Consider the following 20,195-nt stretch of genomic DNA (forward strand, 5'->3'; position numbering starts at 1 on the left):
GGGGTGAGACGGCGCGCCGGCGGAGGGGGTGCGGCGCTGACGGGATGTCCGATGGGGAACGCCCGGGTCGGGCCGGACACGGTTCACCGTCCCGGGGGGCGCGTACGACAGGGCGTACGGCGCCCCCCGGTCGGGCTGCCGCGGACCCCGCTCGGGTCCGCGGCGACCGGTCGAGGGCCGTCCCCCTCGACCGGACTCCTTGGGGAGGGTCAGCCCTGGGCCGCGATGCGGGCCAGGCGCTGCGCCTCCGTACGCGCGTCGCGCGCGATCTCGTCCTCGTCGGCGGTCAGCAGTCGGTTGTTCTCGACGATCTGCCGGCCGTTGACGAAGGACGCGGTGACCGGTGCCGCCGCGCCGAAGACGATGGCGGTGACCGGGTCGGCGATCGACGAGTGGCCGAGGCCGTCGATCTTCCAGAGCACGAAGTCGGCCAGCTTGCCGGCCTCCAGCGAGCCGATGCTGTCGGCGCGGCCGAGGACCTGCGCGCCGCCGAAGGTGCCCAGGCGCAGGGCCTGGCGGGCGTTGAGCGCCGACTCGCGGTGCGCGCCCAGGCGGTTGATGAGCAGCGCGTTGCGCAGCTCGGTGTGCAGCTCGCCCGACTCGTTGGAGGCGGTGCCGTCGACGCCGAGGCCGACCGGCACGCCCGCCTTGAGCATGTCGGGTACGCGGGCGATGCCGGCGGCGAGGCGCGCGTTGGAGGAGGGGCAGTGCGCCACACCGGTCTTGGTGCGGGCGAAGGCCTCGATGTCGGAGTCGTTCATGTGGACGCAGTGCGCCATCCACACGTCCTCGCCGAGGAAGCCGGTGGACTCGAAGTAGTCCGTCGGGCCCATGCCGAAGAGCTCGTGGCAGAACTTCTCCTCCTCCACGGTCTCCGAGCCGTGGGTGTGCATCCGGACGCCGAGCCGGCGGCCGAGGGCGGCGCCCTCGCGGAGGAGCTCGGTGGAGATGGAGAAGGGCGAGCAGGGGGCGACGGCGACCTGGGTCATGGCGTCGAAGGAGGCGTCGTGGAACTTCTTGACGGTCTCCTCGGTCGCGGCGAGCGCGCCCTCGGTGGTCTCGACGGCGAAGTCCGGCGGCAGGCCGCCGTCCTTCTCGCTGCGGTCCATGGAACCGCGGGCGAGGGTGAAGCGGACGCCCATGTCGCGGGCGGCGCCGATGATGGCGCCGGACAGGTCGCCGGAGCCCTGCGGGTAGACGTAGTGGTGGTCCATGGCGGTGGTGACGCCGCCGCGGGCCATCATGGCCAGGGATCCCTGGGCGGCGACGCGCACCATCTGCTCGTCGATGCGGGCCCAGGTCGGGTAGAGGGCGACCAGCCAGTTGAAGAGGTTGTGGTCGGTCGCGAGGCCGCGGGTGATCCACTGGTAGAAGTGGTGGTGGGTGTTGACGAGTCCCGGCGTGATCAGGTGGCCGGTGGCGTCGATCCGCCGGACCACGTTCTCCAGGCCCTCGGGGGCCCTGCCGGGGCCGAGGGACTCGATCCTGTTGTCGGCGACGACGAGGTAACCGGTGGCGTACTCGGTGTCGTTCGCGTCGACGGTCGCGATCGCCGCGTTCTCGATGACGATGCGCTGGGCTGCCGAAGGTGCTGCCATGACGTGGCTTCCTTCATTCCTGGGGGGATGGTTGGGCACGGCAGGACCCTAGGAGGATTTGAGTGCCGGGGCCGTGCGACGGCTCCGGGTGCCGAGATGGTGGAAGAACAGGTTCAGCAGGACGGCGACGAGCGCGCCGGCACTGATGCCGGAGCCGAGCACGGTCTGTGCCCAGGCGGGGAATCCGGCGTAGAAGGTGGGAGCGGCGAGCGGGATGATGCCCGCGCCGAGCGCGACGGCCACCAGGATGATGTTGGAGCTGTCGTCGAGACCGGCTTCGGACAGGGTCCGGATGCCGCTCACGGCGATGGAGCCGAAGAGGACGATGCCCGCGCCGCCGAGGACCGGCATCGGCACCAGGGAGACCACCGCGCCGAGCACCGGGAAGGCGCCGAGGACCAGCAGGGCGCCGCCGGCCACGGCGACCACGTACCGGCTGCGCACCCGGGTCAGCGAGACGACGCCGACGTTCTGGGCGAAGGCCGAGGTGGGGAAGCCGCCGAAGACGGGGCCGAGCAGGGTGGCGATGCCGTCGGTGCGCAGTCCCCGGGTGATGGTGCGGCCGTCGCTGCGGCGCTCGCAGATCTCGCCGAGGGCCAGCATTCCGGCGCTGGACTCGGTCATCAGGACCAGCATCACGATGCACAGGGAGAGGATCGCGGCGGGCTGGAACTCGGGGGTACCGAAGGCGAAGGGGGCGGGGAGCGCGGCGATCGGGGCCTCGCGCAGGGCGGCGAAGTCCGCCATGCCGAAGGGGACCGCGGCGAGGGTGCCGATGAAGAGGCCGAGCAGCAGGGCGATCTGCTTGAGGAAGCCCTTGCCGAAGCGCTGGAAGAGCAGGATGACGACGAGCGTGAAGCCGGCCAGGGCCAGGTACTTCATGGAGCCGAAGTCGGCGGCGGTCTTGTCGCCGCCCTGCGCCCAGCCGACCGGCACGGGCATCAGGGTGACCCCGATGAGGGTGATCACGACGCCGGTGACCAGCGGCGGGAAGAAGCGCAGCAGCCGGCCGAAGAAGGGGCCGACGGCGAGGCAGAAGACTCCGGCGACCATGACCGCGCCGTAGATGGCGGGGAGTTGGTGCCCGGGGGCGCTGGTCTCCGCGATGGCGAGCATGGGCGCGATGCCGGCCGAGGAGGCGGCGTTCACGAACGGGAGCCGGTTGCCGGCGAAGCGGCCGATGCCGAGGGTCTGCAGGATGGTCGCGCAGCCGGCGATGAGCAGGCTGGCGGCGATGAGCCGGGTCATTCCGGCGGCGTCCAGGCCGACCGCCTGACCGATGATGAGCGGAGGGGTGACGACGCCCGCGTACATGGCGGCGATGTGCTGGAGTGCCGCGGGGACGAGCCGCGAGGCGGGGAGTTTCTCGTCCACCGGGTGGCAGTCGGCCGGGGTGGACGGGGTGGAACACGGGCCTTCGGCGGTTGCCGGCCCCTTTGCAGGCTGTGCCATGGAAGTTCCCTCCGGTGTGCGCGCCCCCGCCCGACTGCGGGGCGGGCGGGAGCACGCACTCGGTGCCGCTTAGAGGTTGGTCATGTCGACCGGGATCTGCGCCGTGGCGCCGTCGCGCAGGACCGTGGCCTCGATGAGGCCGTACATGCGGTCGGCCGCGTAGTAGACCTCGTTGTCGTTCTTCAGGCCGAAGGGCTCGAGGTCGACCAGGAAGTGGTGCTTGTTCGGGAGCGAGAAGCGGACCTCGTCGATCTCCGAACGGTGGTTGATGATCCGCGTGGCCATCTGGTAGAGCGTCTGCTGCAGGGAGTACGAGTACGTCTCCGAGAAGGCCTCGAGCATGTGCTTCTTGGTCTGCTCGTAGGACCGCTCCCAGTTGGGCATCCGCTGCTCGTCGTCGGTCCAGTTGAACCGCCAGCGGCCGGAGACCTGCGTGGCCAGGATGCGGTCGTACGCCTCCTGGAGGGTCGTGTACTTGTCCTTGATGTAGCCCCAGAACTCCGAGTTGGTGGAGTTCATGACGACGAGGTCCTTGAGGCCGGAGATGACCTCCCAGTTCGTGCCGTCATAGGTGATCTGGGTGACGCGGGTCTCCTGGCCCTTGCGGACGAAGGAGTGGTTGACCTCGTCGGCGCCGATGAACTTGGAGTTGGCGTCCGAGCCGGCGATCCGCTCCCAGGAGTACTCCTCGATCTGTATGCGGGCCCGGTGGATCGGCTCCTGGCTGGTCACGAAGTGACGCGCGAGGTGGATGCCGAACTGCTCGGCGGACTCGATGCCGTACTCCTTGGCGAACGCGAAGACGGTGTTCTTCGTCGTGTCGGTGGGGAGGCAGTGGGCGTTCGAGCCGGTGAGGTGGACGTCGTCGAGGTCGCCGGAGAGGGCGACGGAGACGTTCAGGTCCTTGATGTGGTGGGTCGCGCCGTCCCGCGTGATCTTGACGACGCGGTTCTCTGCTTTGCCGTACTGGTTCTGGCCGAGAATCGTGGGCATGTCTGCTAGCTCCCTCGGTAAACGGAGTAGCCGAACGGGTTGAGCAGCAGCGGTACGTGGTAGTGCTCGCCCGGCACGACGGCGAACGTGATCGCCACCTCCGGGAAGAACGCTCCGGTCGTGCCGCTGTCCCGATTCGCGGGGGCGTCCTGCTGCGCCTCGGCTTGCTTGTTCTGCTTGCTCAGGAAGTACGCCTCGGTCTGGAAGTCCAGGCGTACGTGGGTCGTGCCCTCCGGCAGGGCCGGGAGGTCCTTGCAGCGCCCGTCCGCGTCGGTGGCGGAGCCGCCCAGGGCGGTCCACTCGGCGTCGGAGCCGGCGCGGGCCGCGAGCGTGATGGCCACGCCCTCGGCCGGACGGCCGACGCTGGTGTCCAGGATGTGGGTGGACACCGAGGCGGTGGTGTCGGTGCTCATCAGTTCTCTTCCTCGTTCTCGACGAGACGGGTCAGACGGATGCGGTTGATCTTGCCCAGTTCGGTGCGGACGATCTCCCGCTCCCGCTCGGGCGCGTTCTCGATCCGTTCGCGGATCGCGTCGCGCATCTGCTCGCCGGTCCTGCCGGTGGCGCAGATGAGGAAGACATGACCGAACTTTTCCTGGTAGGCCAGGTTGAGTTCGAGCATCTCGGCCTTGAGCTCCGCGGAGGCGCCGGCCATCCCGCTCTGCTCGCGGGAGGAGGTCGGGTCCCCTGCCTTCGGACGACCGATCGGCGGGTGGCCCGCCATCGCGTCGGCCAGGTCCTCGGTACCCAGCTCCGCCGTGGCGGCGTCACTGGCGAGGAAGAGGGCTTCTGCGGTGGCGTACGGGCGCTGGGCGAGCAGCTTGCTCCCCCACGCCGAACTGGAGCACACCTCGTGGAGTGCGGCGACGGCGTCGCCGTCCGCCGAGGTGTTGAACCGGGTCAGACCCGGTGTCGTACCTGAAGTCACGGGAAGCCTCCGTGGCTGTTTTTCGCTGTGCGTCGGACGGGCTGCGGATAGCTAACGCCCTCCGCAACACGACGTCAACACTTTGTTGAAAACTCGGTCACACAAAAGCCGCCGTCCCGACATCTGGACGACGGCTTAGGGCCACTCTTGATCAACTACCCGCCCTCGGGGGCCTTTTCCCTGCTCAGGGCGGTCTCTCTGTTCAGGTAGTTGTACACCGTGAAGCGGCTGACGCCCAAGGCGCCCGCCACCGTCTCCACCCCATGGCGCACCGAGAAGGCACCGCGCGCCTCCAGGAGCCGTACGACCTCCTGCTTGCTCTTGCGGTCCAGCCCGGCGAGCGGCATCCCGTGCCGGCGCTCCATCGCGGCCAGAATGTGATCCAGGGATTCGGACAGCTGCGGCAGCCGCACCGCGAGCACGTCCTCCCCCTCCCAGGCGAGGACCACGTCGTCCACTCCGGCCTGCTCCGGCACCAGGAGCTCGGCGCCCATCGCGTCGACCAGCGGCTTCACGGCCGCCACCAGGGGGTGCTCGCTCACTTCTCCCCCTCCTTCGCGCCCCCGATGACGTTCACCTGGAGCGAGACCCGGGTCGCCCCGGCCGCCAGGGACTGCCGCAGCAGCGCGTCCACGGCGGTGAGCACCGCGTCGGCACCGCCTTCCGCCGTGTTGCCGAAGGGCCCCACGTCCACCGCGTCCAGTTCGGCCGACTGGATGACCTCACGGGCCACGACCGCGTGCGCCGGCGCCTCATCGAGGTCGAACGGCTCGGTCGTGAACTCCACTCTCAAACGCACCATGCCCCCACGCTACGGCCCCCTCACCGCCCACGGGAGCCCCGGAGCTGCGGGGACCTCTTGACAAGTCGGCGGCCCCGCTTGCAACATTCCACCAGACAGAAACTTACTTCCGCAATACGGAAGGAGCGCCGCCCCTCATGGCCCGCTTCTCAGACGGCGCAGTCACGGACCAGCGCTTCGATGTGAACCTGTCGATCCTCTTCACGGAACTCCCGCTCCTGGAGCGCCCCGCGGCCGCCGCCGCGGCCGGCTTCACCGCGGTCGAGCTGTGGTGGCCCTGGATCGACACCGCCACCCCCGAGCAGAGCGAGCTCGACGCCCTCAAGAAGGCTCTTGAGGACGCCGGCACCCAGCTGGTGGGCCTGAACTTCTACGCCGGACAGCTCCCCGGCCCCGACCGCGGCGCGGTCTCGGTGCCCGGCGAGGAGTCGGACCGCTTCCGGGCCAACATCGACGTCGCCGCGGACTTCGCGGCCTCGGTCGGCTGCAAGGCGCTCAACGCGCTCTACGGCAACCGCGTCGAGGGCGTGGACCCGGCCGTCCAGGACGAGCTCGCCCTGGAGAACCTGGTGCTGGCCGCCCGCGCGGCCGACCGGGTCGGCGCGATCCTGCTGATCGAGACCCTCAACAAGCCGGAGTCGCCGCTCTACCCCCTGGTGAGCGCCCCCGCCGGCGTCGAGATCGTGGACAAGGTGAACGCGGCCACCGGCCTCGGCAACGCCAAGTTCCTCCTCGACATCTACCACCTGGCCATGAACGGCGAGGACGTCAGCCGGGTCATCGCCGAGTACGCGGACAAGACCGGTCACGTCCAGATCGCCGACAAGCCGGGCCGCGGCGCCCCGTTCACCGGCGAGCTCCCCCTGGAGCAGCTCCTCGGCGAGCTCCGGAAGGCCGGTTACGACGGCTGGGTCGGCCTGGAGTACAAGGCCGCCGACGCCGCCGCGTCCTTCGAATGGCTCGCCCCCGAGGCCCGCCCCGCCCGCTGACGCAGGCCCCCTCCCCGTACCACCTTGTTTTGAGAGGCACCCTCATGAGCACTCTTCCGAAGGTCGCATGGATCGGTCTCGGCATCATGGGCTCCCCCATGTCCGAGAACCTGATCAAGGCCGGTTACTCCGTCACCGGCTTCACCCTGGAGCAGGACAAGCTGGACCGCCTCGCCGCGGCCGGCGGCACCGTCGCCGGCTCGATCGCCGAGGCCGTCACGGACGCCGACGTCGTCATCACGATGGTGCCCGCCTCCCCGCAGGTCGAGGCCATCTCCTACGGCCCCGCCGGCATCCTGGAGAACGCCAAGCCGGGCGCGCTGATCGTCGACATGTCGTCGATCACCCCGCAGACCTCGGTCGACCTGGCGAAGAACGCCAAGGAGAAGGGCATCCGCGTCATCGACGCCCCCGTCTCCGGCGGCGAGGCCGGCGCCATCGAGGCCGTGCTCTCGATCATGGTCGGCGGCGAGCAGGCCGACTTCGACGAGGCGCTCCCGATCCTGGAGGCCCTCGGCAAGGTCATCGTGCTGTGCGGTCCGCACGGCTCCGGCCAGACGGTGAAGGCCGCCAACCAGCTGATCGTCGCCGTGAACATCCAGGCGTGCGCCGAGGCCGTGGTCTTCCTGGAGAAGTCCGGCGTGAACCTCCAGGCCGCCCTGGACGTCCTCAACGGCGGCCTGGCCGGCTCCACGGTCCTGACCCGCAAGAAGGACAACTTCCTGAACCGGGACTTCAAGCCCGGCTTCCGGATCGACCTGCACCACAAGGACATGGGCATCGTCACCGACGCCGCCCGCAACGTCGGTGCGGCCCTTCCGGTCGGCGCCGTGGTCGCCCAGCTGGTCGCGTCGCTGCGCGCCCAGGGCGACGGCGGCCTGGACCACTCGGCCCTGCTGCGTGCCGTCGAGCGCCTCTCCGGCCAGCAGGTCTGACCCTCCCCCCGTCCTGACGGGGCCCTGATTTCCGGGCGGCGGCGGCGCTGACACCTGTCCTGTCGCGCCCAGGCGTCGCCGCCGTCCGGAACACCACACTTCATTTTCAACAAACTGTTGACGCTGCTCAAGGGGCGTACATACGCTCCAGAGCACCCCCAGCAGTGCAGCTCCCGTACGGAAGGTCACGATGTCGAAGCGCGTGCTTACGACCGAGTCCGGCGCCCCTGTCGCCGACAACCAGAACTCCGCCACCGCCGGCGTCGGTGGCCCCATCCTGCTCCAGGACCAGCACCTGCTGGAGAAGCTCGCGCGCTTCAACCGTGAGCGCATCCCGGAGCGCGTGGTCCACGCCCGCGGCTCCGGCGCGTACGGCTACTTCGAGGTGACGGACGACGTCACCGCCTACACCAAGGCGGACTTCCTCGCCGAGGTCGGCAAGAAGACCGAGACCTTCCTGCGCTTCTCCACCGTGGCTGACTCGCTCGGCGGCGCGGACGCGGTCCGCGACCCGCGCGGCTTCGCGCTGAAGTTCTACACCGAAGAGGGCAACTACGACCTCGTCGGCAACAACACCCCGGTGTTCTTCATCAAGGACCCGATCAAGTTCCCCGACTTCATCCACTCCCAGAAGCGCGACCCCTTCACGGGCAAGCAGGAGCCGGACAACGTCTGGGACTTCTGGGCGCACGCCCCCGAGGCGACCCACCAGGTGACCTGGCTCATGGGCGACCGAGGCATCCCCGCCTCGTACCGCCACATGAACGGCTACGGCTCGCACACCTACCAGTGGACCAACGAGGCGGGCGAGGCCTTCTTCGTCAAGTACCACTTCAAGACGAACCAGGGCATCCGCTCCCTCTCCGCCGAGCAGGCCGCCGAGCTCGTCGGCAAGGACGCCAACTCGCACCAGACCGACCTGCTGCAGTCGATCGAGCGCGGCGTGAGCCCCTCCTGGACCCTCTACGTCCAGGTGATGCCGGCCGCCGAGGCCGCCGACTACCGCTTCAACCCCTTCGACCTCACCAAGGTGTGGCCGCACAGCGACTACCCGCTGCGGCGCGTGGGCCGCCTGGTCCTCGACCGCAACCCGGACAACGTCTTCGCCGAGGTCGAGCAGGCCGCCTTCTCCCCGAACAACTTCGTTCCGGGCATCGGCCCCTCGCCCGACAAGATGCTCCAGGGCCGGCTCTTCGCCTACGCGGACGCCCACCGCTACCGCCTCGGCGTCAACCACACCCAGCTCCCGGTGAACGCCCCCAAGGCCGCCACCGTGGACAACTACGGCCGCGACGGCTACATGGCCACCCGCAACGGCTCGCGCCACGACAAGAACTACGAGCCCAACTCGTACTCGGGTCCCGCGCAGACCGACGCCGCGCTCTCCGCGCCGCTCGCCATCCACGGCTGGACCGGCACCCACGCCGCCCCGCAGCACGCCAAGGACGACGACTTCTTCCAGGCCGGCGAGCTCTACCGGCTGATGTCCGAGGACGAGAAGAAGCGCCTCGTCGCCAACATCGCCGGCGGCCTCTCCCAGGTCTCCCGCGAGGACATCATCGAGAAGAACATCGCCCACTTCGCCGCCGCCGACGCCGACTACGGCAAGCGCGTCGAGGAGGCCGTCCGCGCCCTGCGCGAGGACTGATCCTCCGAACACCCAGACTGCGTACGGTGCCTGACGGGAGGTCAGCGCCGTACGCGGTCCGGAACACCGGCCCGGATGAGGGGTGGCCGGTGGACCGGACAGCGTGAGGACCGCGGCGGCGCCGAGCCAGTGCGGTGGTCAGGACGCCCGGCCCCCTTCTTGACCTGAAGGGAGGGGACCAGCCGAGGCGCCCGTCGGCACCGCCGCGGTCCCAACGCCCCTCCCCCGCAGGGCCCCGGAGCAGCCTCCGGAGAGCTCCGGGGAGGACACCACAGACTCCGCCCGGCGGCGCGAACGTCCTGTCGCGCCAGCCTCGCACCGTCGGGCGGGCATCACGTGCGCTGTGCGGTTTACGGTCCCGCACCGCGCGCACCGAGGCCGAGGCCTGACCCACGCACAGGGGTCAGGCCTCGGCCGCTTTCCGTTCCCGGGCCACGGCCGAGGGCCGTCCGGCGACGGCCAGGGCGAGGGTGACCGCCAGCGACGCCACCGCCATCAGGCTCATCGCCGCGGCGGGCGAGGCGAGTTGGGCCAGCGAGCCCGCGAGGGCCGCGCTCAGCCCCTGGAGGGCGAGCATCCCGGAGGTGTGCAGCCCCAGCGCGTGCCCGGTCTGCTCCTCGGGCACCAGCGCCATGAGCCGCTCCTGGTAGAGCAGGCTCGCCCCGTAGCCGACGGCCGACAGCGTGATCGCGGCGACCGCGTACGGCGGCGCCGGGTCGCACACGAAGAGCAGGTACGGGGCGGCCAGCAGCGCCTGGAGCGGCGCCGCCGCCCGGCCGCGCAGCCCCGCCGGCAGGAACCGCCCGACCCCGACGTCCCCGGCCAGCATACCGAGCGCGGCGCAGGCGAAGAGCAGGCCCGCGTGCTCGGGCGCGTACGGCACGAACAGCGACTCGCAGCCCACGATCAGCCCGTTGGGCACCCACAGCGCCAGATAGGCGCGGCGGCGGGCGGGCAGGGACCACAGCCGGGCGTTCGTCCGCCAGGTCTCCGCGACCGTGGCCCGCCCGCTCGCGCGCGGGGCCCGTCGGGACAGCCCGCACCGCGCGCACAGGGCCGCCAGGAGGTAGAGGACGGCCCCGGCCGCCAGCGTGCCGCGCGGAGCCAGCAGCGTCAGCAGCAGACCGCCGCCGGCGAACCCGGCGATCTGGCAGACGCCGGTCGACATGTTGAGGACGGAGCGCCCCAGCAGGAAGGCGTCCGGCGGCAGGATCTCGCGCAGCAGCCCGTACCGCACACCCCCGCCCAGGGAGCCGACGAGCCCCTGGAGGAAGAGGACCGCGAAGACGGCGCCGACGGGCAGCCCGGGAACCGTCTGGACCGCCGCGCCCGCCGCGAAGGCGAGGGCGACGCCGGTGAGCGCCGCGCGCGGCGGCAGCCGGTCGGCGGCCGACAGCAGGGTCGTGGCGCCCACGAGCTGGGCGAGGGCCGGTCCGAACATGGCGAGCGCGGCGAGCAGCGGGGAGCCGGTCGCCCGGAAGACGAGGGTGGCGAGGCCGAGGCCGGACACGGTCTGGGCGGCGATCTGGGCGGCGCCGCCGAGGAAGAGCGGGGTGAATTCGGGGGTGCGGAAGAGATCGCGGTAACGGAGGGACCGGAGGGCCGGCGGGTTCGGGGGCATGGCGGGAGTCTCGGGGCGGCGGCGGGCGGCCCGGTACTGTTTCGCGCGGTGGCGAAACGAGAACGGGGCGGACGCGTGGGCTGGTGGCGGATCGGCGCGGACACCCTGGCCGGCGGCCGGTTCGTCATCTCGCCGCTGGCCGAGGCGATCGCCTCGCTGAAGACCCTGCACGCCTCGGCCGGGGCCCACCCGGGCGAGCGCGCCTGGCTGGCCGCCCACCTCCCCGCGTACCGGGCCCGGCTCGCCGCCGAGCCGGTCGACGCGCTGCTCGTCCGGGCCGCGCTCGGGCGGACGTGGAACGCCGACTTCCTGACGCCGACGCCGCTGGGCGAGGGCGAGCAGACCTTCGCGGAGGAGGTCGAGGCGGTCCGTGCGGCCGAACCCGCGGACGCGACGGCCCAGTTAGAGGTGTCCTCGGACGGCCCCGTACCGGATCCGCTGCGCTCGGCGCGCGACCTGCCGCACCGGATGGCGGGGGTCCTGGAGTGGGTGTGGCGGGAGACCGTGCTGCCCGACTGGCCGCGCCGCCGCAGGGTGCTGGAGGCCGACGTGGTGGCCAGGACCGCGCGGCTGGGGCAGGGCGGCTGGGCGGCGGCGCTCGACGAGCTGTGCCCCGGCAAGCTGCGCTGGCTGGGCGACGGGCGCCTCCAGGTGAACCCCCGCGCGTATCCGCCGCGGTGGGTGGACGGCGGCCGGCTCCTCTTCGTACCGGTGACACCGGCCGAGGGCTGGGTGTCCTGGGAGGGCGCGGAACGGTCGGCGATCGTGTACGCGTGCTCCGGCACCCTCGCCGACACGGCGGGCCCGGTCGTCCCCGAGGCCCTGGGGGCGCTGCTCGGCGCGGCCCGGGCCGGCGTGCTCGTCCGGCTCGAAACCCCCAAGTCGACAAGCCAGTTGGTGGCGCTGACGGGCCAGGGCCTCGGCTCGGTGGGCCGCCATCTGAAGGTGCTGCTGGACGCCGGGCTCGTACGGCGCCGACGGGCCGGACGCTCGGTGCTCTACGACTGGACGGAGGCGGGCGCCGTCCTCGTACGGGCACAGGAGGGGACGCGGGAAGGCCCCCGCCCCGGTGCTCGTCGGGGCGGGGGCCTCGGTGAGGCTCCCTGATCAGGCCTGGTGGGATCGGCCCCTGAGGGCCTCGGTCAGACCTTCAGGGCCTTGATCGCGGTGGGCGCGTGGCCGGGCTCGGTGGCCAGGTCCTCGAACTCGGTGACGTCGCTCATGTCGACGGTCTTGCTCATCGCGATGTTGGTGATGCGCTCCAGGATCGCCTCGACGACGACCGGGACCTGGTGCTCGACGGCCAGCTTCTTGGCCTGCTCCAGCGCCTCGCCCAGCTTGTCGGGGTCGGTGACGCGGATCGCCTTGACGCCGAGGCCCTCGGCGACCTTGACATGGTCGACGCCGTAGACGCCGATCTCCGGGGTGTTGATGTTCTCGAACTCGAGGTTGACCTCGAAGTTGATGCCGAGGCCGCCCTGCGCCTGGCGGATCAGGCCCAGGTACGCGTTGTTCACGAGGACGTGGACGTAGGGGACCTTGTGCTGGGCGGCGACCGCCAGCTCCTCGATCATGAACTGGAAGTCGTAGTCGCCGGAGAGGGCGACGACCGGGGTCTCCGGGTCCGCGGTGGCGGCGCCGATCGCGGCCGGGATGGTCCAGCCGAGCGGGCCGGCCTGGCCGCAGTTGATCCAGTGGCGCGGCTTGTAGACGTGCAGGAACTGCGCGGCGGCGATCTGGGAGAGGCCGATGGTGGTGACGTAGCGCGTCTCCGGGCCGAAGGCCTTGTTCATCTCCTCGTACACGCGCTGCGGCTTCATCGGGATGTTGTCGAAGTGCGTGCGGCGCTGGAGGGTGGCCTTGCGCTCCTGCGCGGAGGCGGCCCAGGCGGAGAAGTCCGGCAGCCTGCCCGCGGCCTTCCACTCCTTGGCGATCTCGATGAAGAGCTCCAGGGCGGCCTTGGCGTCGGAGGCGATGCCGTAGTCCGGGGCGAAGATCTTGCCGAGCTGGGTGGGCTCGATGTCGACGTGGACGAACGTGCGGCCCTTGGTGTACGCCTCCAGGTTGTAGCCGGTGTGGCGGTTGGCCCAGCGGTTGCCGATGCCGATGACGGTGTCGGACTCCAGGAAGGTCGCGTTGCCGTAGCGGTGCGCGGTCTGGACGCCGACCATGCCGGCGGCGAGCTCGTGGTCGTCCGGGATGGTGCCCCAGCCCATGAGGGTGGAGATGACCGGGATGTGGGTGAGCTCGGCGAACTCGACCAGCAGGTCGGTGGCGTCGGCGTTGATGATGCCGCCGCCGGCGACGATCAGCGGGCGCTCGGCCTCCAGCAGGAAGCTCAGCGCCTTCTCGGCCTGGGCGCGGCTCGCGGCCGGCTTGTAGACCGGCAGCGGCTCGTACGTCTCCGGGTCGAACTCGATCTCGGTGAGCTGGACGTCGATCGGCAGGTCGATGAGGACCGGGCCGGGACGGCCGGAGCGCATCAGGTGGAAGGCCTGCTGGAAGACGCCGGGGACCTGCGCGGCCTCCAGGACGGTCGTCGCGGCCTTGGTGACCGGCTTGGCGATGGTCGCGATGTCGACGGCCTGGAAGTCCTCCTTGTGGAGCTTCGAGACCGGCGCCTGGCCGGTGATGCAGAGGATCGGGATCGAGTCGGCGATCGCCGAGTACAGGCCCGTGATCATGTCGGTGCCGGCCGGGCCGGAGGTGCCGATGCAGACGCCGATGTTGCCGGGCTTGGCGCGGGTGTAGCCCTCCGCCATGTGGGAGGCGCCCTCGACGTGCCGGGCGAGGGTGTGGGCGACCCCGCCCACGTTCTTGAGCTCCCGGTAGAAGGGGTTGATGGCCGCGCCGGGCACACCGAACGCGTTGGTGACGCCTTCGCGCTTGAGGATCTCAACGGCCGCTGCGGCGGCGGTCATACGAGGCATGGGAGTGCTCCTGCTTCGGCCAGGGGGAGACGAGGACGCCAGGGTTCCGACGGGGCTCCGGCGGGGATCCTTCAGCGCTCTGTTTCCATAATGCGGAAGTACTGTTCTGCTATACGGAAGCAATGTAGGTGGGCTGGCGGAGAGGCGTCAAGAGACGATCCGCGGAGCGGACGCCCGGGCTGGCCGAAGTGGCCCCCTCGGACGGCCGGATGGGTGGACGATGGGTGCGCGAGCAGAGGAGGTTCGGTGTGGGTGAATCGGTACGGGTGCGCTGCCCGGAATGCCTCCGTACGCAGCGGTACGCGCCACCCGCCTTCCCTTGCGCCTGCGGCACCCCGATCACGCCCCCGGTGCTCGACGACGCCCCCGCCGAGCAGGTCGTCCACCGCAACTGGTCGGAGGAGTGGGTCACCGTCCTGTGCCCGACCTGCGCCCGCCCCTCCGACTGGCCGCACCCCGAGCTGGGCTGCGCGTGCGGGGCGGTGCTGCGGGTGGCGGTGAGGGGGGCGGGGGCCTCGGACGCCTTGGATGCCTTGGACGTCGCAGACGCCTCGGACGCTCCGGATGCCTCGGATGCCTCGGATGCCGAGGACGTCGCGGGTGTCACGGGTGTCACGGGCGTTCCTCGTGTCCCGCCCGTCCCGCCTGCCCGGCCCGTCGCGTCGGCCGCTCCGGCCACCCCGGCCGCTCCGGCCACTCCAGCCACTCCGTCGGAGATGCCGGATGCCGGAACGCCTCCGGAGGCCCGGGAACTGCCCCCTCCCCCGGCGCCCGCGCCGACATCACACGCCGCACCCGCCACACCCACCGCACCCGCACCCGCCCCCGCAGGACCTCTCCCGGGCCCCGGGTCCGGCCCCGACCCCGCCACGTATCCCGCCTTCGCCCAGCGCCATCCCGCGCGGCCGGGCGCCCCGCTCGGCGGCGGGCCCGGTGGCGGACCCGGCTCGTTCCCGGCCGCCCGGCCCGCGTTCCGGCCCGTGACCATCCGGACGGCGCGGGACGCCGTGGCGGCCTCGGCCGGGTACCTGCGGTGGCTCGGCTTCCGGGACGTCGTCCAGCCGGAGGAGCGCTCCGCCACCGGCGTGGACCTGCGCGGGCCCGGACTGGTCGCGCAGGTGGACCCGAGCACCCGGCCGACCGGACTGCGGGCCGTGGAGTGCCTCTGGCTCAACGGCCTCAGCAACGGGGCGGCCGGCGTCTGCTTCTCCCTGGCCGGCTACACCCCCGAGGCCCACGAACGGGCCGAGGGCCTCGGCATCCCGCTCTTCGTGCTCGACCTCACCGGTACCCCCCAGCCCGTCAACGGCCCTGCCGACGCCCTCATCGCCACCGGAGCCTGCTAGCTGTCACCGCCCGCGGCCCGCCCGTGTCACCGACTGACATTTCCGGCCATTCGCGGGTGACGAGCGGCCCTCCCCCGGGCACAACACCCTCGGGGGGTGAACACCATGACGACGGGGACGTGGTGGTTCTTCGGAGTGGCGCTCGGACAAGTGGCGGTGGCGGTCGCGCTGTTGCGTACCCGCAGCGGAAGGCGGCCCGAACTGCCGCCGCAGGCACTGGCGTTGCTGCGCGGCGGGCCCAGGGCCGCGGTCACCGTGGCACTGGTCGCGCTGCACCAGCGCGGGGCGGTCGCGGCCGGGCGCCGGGGCACGATTCGCGCCAACGGCGGGGCCGGCCGGACCCGCGACCCGCTCCAGCTCGGCGTCCACCGCTCGCTCCAGCGGGCGCTGGCCCTGCGGGTGCTGGCAAGCCGCCCGAAGGCCCGCCAGGCGCTCGACGGGCTTCGCGCGGAGCTCGGCGGGACGGGGCTGCTGCGCCCGCCCGGGCGGCTCCGGGCGGCCCGGCTGCTGCTGGCGTGCGTGCCGGTGACGGTGGGCGTCGGGCTGCTCGTGACGGGGTTCACCGGTCCGGCGCTGCTGCTCGGCGCGGGGCCGGTGCTGGCCGCCGCCGCGCTGCTCTGCGTACCGCCCACGACCCGCGCCGCCCGCCGCCTGCTGGCGGGCCTGCGCGAGCGGCACCCGCTGCCGGCGCAGCGCCGCGAGGTCGTCGACGGCCGGGACGTCCTGCTGTACGTGGCGCTGTACGGCGACCCCGCCCTGGCCCTGTTCCTGCCGCACTTCTCCCGCGACGGCGGCCTGCTCCGACGGCGCCGAGGCCGGGAGGACGGCTACGCGACGGGCCGCGGCTGGAACCGGGACAACGGCGCGGCCTGCACGGGCGGCACCCCCGACTGAGGCGGCGCCCCCCGCCTTGCCCCTCCCCTCCCCCGCCGGGGCCATACTGTCGTATGCGCATCCGAGCGGCCGAACCGGCCGAACTCCCCCTGCTCCAGGACATCGAACGGGCCGCGGGCGAGGCATTCCGCCCCCTGGGCATGGATGACATCGCCGACGACGAGCCACTCCCGCTGGAGGTCCTGGAGGGCTACCGCCGCGCGGGCCGGGCCTGGGTCGCGGTGGACGCGGCCGACCACCCCGTCGGCTACCTGCTGAGCGACACCGTCGACGGCGCCGCCCACATCGAACAGGTCTCGGTCCATCCGGACGCCGCCCGCCGGGGCGTCGGCCGGGAGCTGATCGAGCACCTCGCGACGGCCGCCGGGGACCAGGGTCTCACCGCGCTGACCCTGACGACCTTCACCGAGGTCCCGTGGAACGCGCCGTACTACGCCCGGCTCGGCTTCCGCCGCCTGGAGGAGGGCGATCCGGCGCTCGGCGAGGGCCTGCGGGAGATCAGCCGGGCCGAGGCGGCGCACGGACTGGCCGCCTGGCCCCGGGTCTGCATGCGCCGCGAGGTGGCGGCGCGACCGGCCCGGGACCAGGTGCTCCCCGGGGAGCGGGCCGGTCAGCCCGCCCCGTAACGCTCCCGGAGCTCCACCTTCCGCACCTTCCCGCTCACCGTCATCGGGAACGCGTCCAGCACCTCAAGCCGCCGCGGGACCTTGTAGTGCGCGAGGCGGCCCCGGCAGAAGGCGGTGAGGTCTTCCAGGGTCGGCGGGTCCGCAGGGTCGCGCGGGACCACGCAGGCCAGGATCTCCTCGCCGTACCTCGGATCGGGGACGCCGACGACCTGCACGTCCGCGATCTTGGGGTGGGCGTAGAGGAACTCCTCGATCTCGCGCGGGTACACGTTCTCGCCGCCCCGGATGATCATGTCCTTGATCCGGCCGACGATCTGCACGTAGCCGTCCTCGCGCAGCACGGCGAGGTCGCCGGTGTGCATCCAGCGGCCCGGGTCGATCGCCTCGGCGGTCTTCCCGGGCTCGTCCCAGTAGCCGAGCATCACGCTGTAGCCGCGGGTGCACAGCTCGCCCGCCGTGCCGCGCGGGACGGTGATGCCGGTGCCCGGGTCCACGACCTTGACCTCGACGTGCGGCAGCACCCGGCCGACCGTGCCGGTGCGCCGTTCCAGGTCGTCGTCGCGGCGGGTCTGGGTGGAGACCGGGGAGGTCTCGGTCATGCCGTAGCAGATGGACACCTCGGCCATGTTCATCTCGGCGACCACCCGCTTCATCACCTCCACCGGGCACGGCGAGCCCGCCATGATCCCGGTGCGGAGGGTGGAGAGGTCGTACGAGGCGAAACCGGGCAGCGCCAGTTCCGCGATGAACATCGTCGGCACCCCGTACAGCGAGGTGCAGCGCTCCTCCTGCACCGCGCGCAGGGTGGCGGCGGGGTCGAAGGAGGGGGCCGGGATGACGACGCAGGCGCCGTGCGAGGTGGCGGCGAGATTGCCCATGACCATGCCGAAGCAGTGGTAGAAGGGCACCGGCACGCAGATCCGGTCGCGCTCGCTGTAGCCGATCATCTCCCCGACGAAGTAGCCGTTGTTGAGGATGTTGTGGTGGGAGAGGGTGGCGCCCTTCGGGAAGCCGGTCGTCCCCGAGGTGTACTGGATGTTGACGGGCTCGTCGCAGGAGAGCGGCTCGGGGCGCAGCTCCCCGGCGGTCCGGGCGAGCAGCGCGTCCCAGCTCGGGTGGCCGAAGTAGACCGCCTCACGCAACTCCGGGCATTCGGCGCGCACTTCCTCGACCATGGCCCGGTAGTCGCTGGCCTTGTGGGCGAGCGAGGCGAAGAGCAGCGAGATGCCGGACTGGCGGAGCACGTACGCCAGCTCGTGCGGCCGGTAGGCCGGGTTGATGGTGACCATGACGGCGCCGACGCGGGCGGTGGCGTACTGCACCAGCACCCACTCGGCGCAGTTGACCGCCCAGATCCCGACCCGGTCGCCCTTGCGGACCCCGCTGCCGAGCAGCGCGTCCGCGAGCCGGTCGACGTCGGCGCCGAACGCCGCGTACGTCCAGCGGCGCCCGGTCGCCACCTCGACCAGGGCCTCCCGATCGGGCCAGGCGGCGACGGCCCGGTCGAGGTTGGCGCCGATGGTGTCGCCGAGGAGCGGAGTGGTGGAGGCGCCGTGGGAGTAGGAGGAGGGGTGAGGCGAGGAGTCCTGGGGGGCGGCACCGGCCCGGGGGTCCGTGGGGCTCACGCGAGGTCCCCTTCCGCGTACTCGGTGCCGCCGCCCTCGGCCGTGAGACGGCGCAGCTCGACCCGCCGGATCTTGCCGGAGACGGTCTTGGGCAGCTCGGCGAACTCGATGCGGCGGACCCGCTTGTACGGGGCGAGGACCGCGCGCGAGTGCGCGAACAGGGCCTTCGCGGTCTCCTCGCCCGGCTCCCAGCCCGCCGCGAGGACGACGTACGCCTTGGGCACGGCGAGCCGCAGCGGGTCGGGGGCGGGCACGACGGCTGCCTCGGCGACGGCCTCGTGCTCCAGGAGGGCGCTCTCCAGCTCGAAGGGCGAGATCTTGTAGTCGCTCGCCTTGAAGACGTCGTCCGCGCGGCCGACGTAGGTGATGTAGCCGTCGGCGTCGCGGGAGCCGATGTCGCCGGTGCGGTAGTAGCCGCCGGCCATGGCCTCGGCCGTACGCTCCGGATCGCCGTGGTAGCCGGTCATCAGCCCCACCGGGCGGGCGGCGAGGTCGAGGCAGATCTCGCCCTCGGCCACGTCGGGCGCGCCGCTGACCGGGTCGACGAGGGTGACCCGGTAGCCGGGGCTGGGCCGTCCCATGGAGCCTTCCTTGAGCCGCTGCCCGGGGCTGTTGGAGACCTGGACGGCGGTCTCGGTCTGGCCGAAGCCGTCCCGGATGGTGACGCCCCAGACGCGCCGGACGGTCTCGATGACCTCGGGGTTGAGGGGTTCGCCGGCGGCGACGACCTCGCGCGGCGGGGTGGCGAGCTGGCCGAGGTCGGCCTGGATGAGCATCCGCCAGACGGTGGGCGGCGCGCAGAAGCTGGTGACGCCGTGCTTGTCCATCTCGGCCATGAGGCGGGCGGGGTCGAAGCGGCTGTAGTTGTGGATGAAGACGGTCGCCTCGGCGTTCCAGGGGGCGAAGAGGTTGGACCAGGCGTGCTTGGCCCAGCCGGGCGAGGAGATGTTGAGGTGCACGTCGCCGGGCTGGAGGCCGATCCAGTACATGGTGGCCAGGTGGCCGATGGGATACGAGGTGTGGGTCTGCTCGACGAGCTTGGGGCGGGCGGTGGTGCCGGAGGTGAAGTAGAGCATCAGGGTGTCGTCGGCGAGGGTGTCGCCGTCGGGGGTGAAGTCGGCGGACGCGAGGGAGGCGTCCTCGTAGCGCAGCCATCCCGCGAGGCGGTCGCGGCGGTCGCGGCCTGCACCGCCGTCGCTGCCGTCACGACCGTCGCTGCCATCACCACCGTCACTGCCGCCACCACTGTCACCCCTGTCACCGTCGCCACCGACCGCGATCCGGGTGTAGTCACCGGGCACGTCGTCGAACTTGGCGGTGTCCTCCGCGCGGACCACCACGTGCCGGGCCTGGCCACGGTCCACCCGGTCGCGCAGGTCGGCGGGGCCGAGCAGCGGGGTGGCGGGGATGACGACGGCGCGCAGCTTCATCGCGGCGAGCATGGTCTCCCACAGCTCGGCCTGGTTGCCGAGCATGACGACGATCCGGTCGCCGGGGCGCACGCCCCGGGCGCGCAGCCAGTTGGCGACCTGGTCGGAGCGGGCCGACATCTCGGCGAAGCTCAGCCGCGTCTCGGTGCCGTCCTCCTCGACGATGTGCAGGGCGGTCCGGTCGTTGCCGGCGGCGATGACGTCGAACCATTCGAGCGCCCAGTTGAAACGGTCCGGCCGGGGCCAGGCGAAGCCCTCGTACGCCGTCTCGTAGTCCTCCCGGTGGCGGAGCAGGAAGTCCCGGGCGGCCCGGAACCCCCTCGTCGCGTCCGTCTCGCTCGCTGCCGTCATGTGCCCTCCTCGTTGCGGGACCGGTCC

At 71.9% G+C, this 20,195-nt stretch carries 18 protein-coding genes; 7 read left to right on the forward strand and 11 right to left on the reverse strand.

The window, feature by feature from the left end; translation table 11 throughout:
- Window positions 1-209: 209 nt before the first annotated feature.
- The 7 genes from ACZ6J5_RS34570 to ACZ6J5_RS34600 form a co-directional block, all read right to left on the reverse strand.
- Window positions 210-1,598: an 8-oxoguanine deaminase gene (locus ACZ6J5_RS34570; protein WP_469397900.1), complete on the reverse strand. Its 1,389-nt coding sequence runs from the start codon at window positions 1,596-1,598 to the stop codon at window positions 210-212.
- A gap of 48 nt (window positions 1,599-1,646) precedes the next feature.
- Window positions 1,647-3,050 carry a nucleobase:cation symporter-2 family protein gene (locus tag ACZ6J5_RS34575; protein ID WP_469397901.1) on the reverse strand — a complete coding sequence of 468 codons (1,404 nt, stop codon included), beginning with the start codon at window positions 3,048-3,050 and terminating at the stop codon, window positions 1,647-1,649.
- Window positions 3,051-3,119: 69 nt separating this feature from the next.
- Window positions 3,120-4,043 carry a factor-independent urate hydroxylase gene (gene pucL / locus ACZ6J5_RS34580; RefSeq protein ID WP_469397902.1) on the reverse strand — a complete coding sequence of 308 codons (924 nt, stop codon included), beginning with the start codon at window positions 4,041-4,043 and terminating at the stop codon, window positions 3,120-3,122.
- Window positions 4,044-4,048: 5 nt separating this feature from the next.
- Window positions 4,049-4,456: a hydroxyisourate hydrolase gene (uraH, locus tag ACZ6J5_RS34585; protein WP_351668034.1), complete on the reverse strand. Its 408-nt coding sequence runs from the start codon at window positions 4,454-4,456 to the stop codon at window positions 4,049-4,051.
- The gene (uraD, locus tag ACZ6J5_RS34590; protein WP_469397903.1) at window positions 4,456-4,971 is read right to left on the reverse strand and encodes a 2-oxo-4-hydroxy-4-carboxy-5-ureidoimidazoline decarboxylase; all 516 of its coding nucleotides are present in this window, start codon (window positions 4,969-4,971) and stop codon (window positions 4,456-4,458) included. The genes uraH and uraD overlap by 1 nt, the downstream gene beginning before the upstream one ends.
- Before the next feature lie 155 nt (window positions 4,972-5,126).
- Window positions 5,127-5,465 (reverse strand): helix-turn-helix domain-containing protein, encoded by a 339-nt coding sequence (locus tag ACZ6J5_RS34595; RefSeq protein ID WP_469397946.1) that lies wholly within the window; start codon window positions 5,463-5,465, stop codon window positions 5,127-5,129.
- Window positions 5,466-5,509: 44 nt separating this feature from the next.
- The gene (locus ACZ6J5_RS34600; RefSeq protein ID WP_469397947.1) at window positions 5,510-5,770 is read right to left on the reverse strand and encodes a YkoF family thiamine-binding protein; all 261 of its coding nucleotides are present in this window, start codon (window positions 5,768-5,770) and stop codon (window positions 5,510-5,512) included.
- 140 nt (window positions 5,771-5,910) lie between these two features.
- On the opposite strand from ACZ6J5_RS34600, the gene ACZ6J5_RS34605 reads away from it, so the two are divergent.
- The 3 genes from ACZ6J5_RS34605 (at window position 5,911) to ACZ6J5_RS34615 (ending at window position 9,345) form a co-directional block, all read left to right on the forward strand.
- On the forward strand, window positions 5,911-6,762 hold the full coding sequence (locus tag ACZ6J5_RS34605) for a TIM barrel protein (RefSeq protein ID WP_469397904.1): 852 nt from the start codon (window positions 5,911-5,913) through the stop codon (window positions 6,760-6,762).
- A gap of 44 nt (window positions 6,763-6,806) precedes the next feature.
- The gene (locus ACZ6J5_RS34610) at window positions 6,807-7,697 is read left to right on the forward strand and encodes a 2-hydroxy-3-oxopropionate reductase (RefSeq protein ID WP_469397905.1); all 891 of its coding nucleotides are present in this window, start codon (window positions 6,807-6,809) and stop codon (window positions 7,695-7,697) included.
- A gap of 190 nt (window positions 7,698-7,887) precedes the next feature.
- Window positions 7,888-9,345, forward strand: a complete 1,458-nt coding sequence (locus tag ACZ6J5_RS34615; RefSeq protein ID WP_469397906.1) for a catalase — start codon at window positions 7,888-7,890, stop codon at window positions 9,343-9,345.
- 403 nt (window positions 9,346-9,748) lie between these two features.
- On the opposite strand, the gene ACZ6J5_RS34620 is transcribed toward ACZ6J5_RS34615, so the two are convergent.
- Window positions 9,749-10,966: an MFS transporter gene (locus tag ACZ6J5_RS34620; protein WP_469397907.1), complete on the reverse strand. Its 1,218-nt coding sequence runs from the start codon at window positions 10,964-10,966 to the stop codon at window positions 9,749-9,751.
- Window positions 10,967-11,041: 75 nt separating this feature from the next.
- Here ACZ6J5_RS34620 and ACZ6J5_RS34625 point away from each other — a divergent pair, with 75 nt between their 5' ends.
- Window positions 11,042-12,073: an ArsR/SmtB family transcription factor gene (locus ACZ6J5_RS34625; protein ID WP_469397948.1), complete on the forward strand. Its 1,032-nt coding sequence runs from the start codon at window positions 11,042-11,044 to the stop codon at window positions 12,071-12,073.
- A 35-nt stretch (window positions 12,074-12,108) separates the two neighbouring features.
- Here ACZ6J5_RS34625 and gcl read toward each other — a convergent pair whose 3' ends face one another.
- Complete coding sequence (gene gcl, locus ACZ6J5_RS34630) at window positions 12,109-13,896, reverse strand: glyoxylate carboligase (protein ID WP_469397908.1); 1,788 nt, start codon at window positions 13,894-13,896, stop codon at window positions 12,109-12,111.
- Window positions 13,897-14,876: 980 nt separating this feature from the next.
- Here gcl and ACZ6J5_RS34635 point away from each other — a divergent pair.
- The 3 genes from ACZ6J5_RS34635 to ACZ6J5_RS34645 all read left to right on the forward strand — a co-directional run bounded on the left by ACZ6J5_RS34635 (window position 14,877) and on the right by ACZ6J5_RS34645 (window position 16,762).
- Window positions 14,877-15,242: a hypothetical protein gene (locus ACZ6J5_RS34635; RefSeq protein ID WP_469397909.1), complete on the forward strand. Its 366-nt coding sequence runs from the start codon at window positions 14,877-14,879 to the stop codon at window positions 15,240-15,242.
- Between the two features lie 105 nt (window positions 15,243-15,347).
- Window positions 15,348-16,136 carry a TIGR04222 domain-containing membrane protein gene (locus ACZ6J5_RS34640; RefSeq protein ID WP_469397910.1) on the forward strand — a complete coding sequence of 263 codons (789 nt, stop codon included), beginning with the start codon at window positions 15,348-15,350 and terminating at the stop codon, window positions 16,134-16,136.
- Between the two features lie 53 nt (window positions 16,137-16,189).
- The gene (locus ACZ6J5_RS34645) at window positions 16,190-16,762 is read left to right on the forward strand and encodes a GNAT family N-acetyltransferase (RefSeq protein WP_469397911.1); all 573 of its coding nucleotides are present in this window, start codon (window positions 16,190-16,192) and stop codon (window positions 16,760-16,762) included.
- Here ACZ6J5_RS34645 and ACZ6J5_RS34650 read toward each other — a convergent pair.
- Together ACZ6J5_RS34650 and ACZ6J5_RS34655 are read right to left on the reverse strand one after the other, a co-directional pair.
- Window positions 16,747-18,387, reverse strand: coding sequence for an AMP-binding protein (locus ACZ6J5_RS34650; protein WP_469397912.1), 1,641 nt, complete (start codon window positions 18,385-18,387; stop codon window positions 16,747-16,749). The genes ACZ6J5_RS34645 and ACZ6J5_RS34650 overlap by 16 nt on opposite strands.
- Window positions 18,384-20,168 carry an AMP-binding protein gene (locus tag ACZ6J5_RS34655; RefSeq protein WP_469397913.1) on the reverse strand — a complete coding sequence of 595 codons (1,785 nt, stop codon included), beginning with the start codon at window positions 20,166-20,168 and terminating at the stop codon, window positions 18,384-18,386. Before ACZ6J5_RS34655 ends, ACZ6J5_RS34650 begins: the two co-directional genes overlap by 4 nt.
- Window positions 20,169-20,195: the final 27 nt, after the last annotated feature.

The organism is Streptomyces sp. NPDC042100 (assembly GCF_055582325.1).

Bases quoted from the DNA above. Each gene is read 5' to 3' on its own strand.
- ACZ6J5_RS34570 (WP_469397900.1), bottom strand. From the start codon at position 1,598: ATGGCAGCACCTTCGGCAGCCCAGCGCATCGTCATCGAGAACGCGGCG.
- ACZ6J5_RS34575 (WP_469397901.1), bottom strand. From the start codon at position 3,050: ATGGCACAGCCTGCAAAGGGGCCGGCAACCGCCGAAGGCCCGTGTTCC.
- pucL (WP_469397902.1), bottom strand. From the start codon at position 4,043: ATGCCCACGATTCTCGGCCAGAACCAGTACGGCAAAGCAGAGAACCGC.
- uraH (WP_351668034.1), bottom strand. From the start codon at position 4,456: ATGAGCACCGACACCACCGCCTCGGTGTCCACCCACATCCTGGACACC.
- ACZ6J5_RS34595 (WP_469397946.1), bottom strand. From the start codon at position 5,465: ATGGGCGCCGAGCTCCTGGTGCCGGAGCAGGCCGGAGTGGACGACGTG.
- ACZ6J5_RS34605 (WP_469397904.1), top strand. From the start codon at position 5,911: ATGGCCCGCTTCTCAGACGGCGCAGTCACGGACCAGCGCTTCGATGTG.
- ACZ6J5_RS34610 (WP_469397905.1), top strand. From the start codon at position 6,807: ATGAGCACTCTTCCGAAGGTCGCATGGATCGGTCTCGGCATCATGGGC.
- ACZ6J5_RS34615 (WP_469397906.1), top strand. From the start codon at position 7,888: ATGTCGAAGCGCGTGCTTACGACCGAGTCCGGCGCCCCTGTCGCCGAC.
- ACZ6J5_RS34620 (WP_469397907.1), bottom strand. From the start codon at position 10,966: ATGCCCCCGAACCCGCCGGCCCTCCGGTCCCTCCGTTACCGCGATCTC.
- gcl (WP_469397908.1), bottom strand. From the start codon at position 13,896: ATGCCTCGTATGACCGCCGCCGCAGCGGCCGTTGAGATCCTCAAGCGC.
- ACZ6J5_RS34640 (WP_469397910.1), top strand. From the start codon at position 15,348: ATGACGACGGGGACGTGGTGGTTCTTCGGAGTGGCGCTCGGACAAGTG.
- ACZ6J5_RS34645 (WP_469397911.1), top strand. From the start codon at position 16,190: ATGCGCATCCGAGCGGCCGAACCGGCCGAACTCCCCCTGCTCCAGGAC.
- ACZ6J5_RS34655 (WP_469397913.1), bottom strand. From the start codon at position 20,168: ATGACGGCAGCGAGCGAGACGGACGCGACGAGGGGGTTCCGGGCCGCC.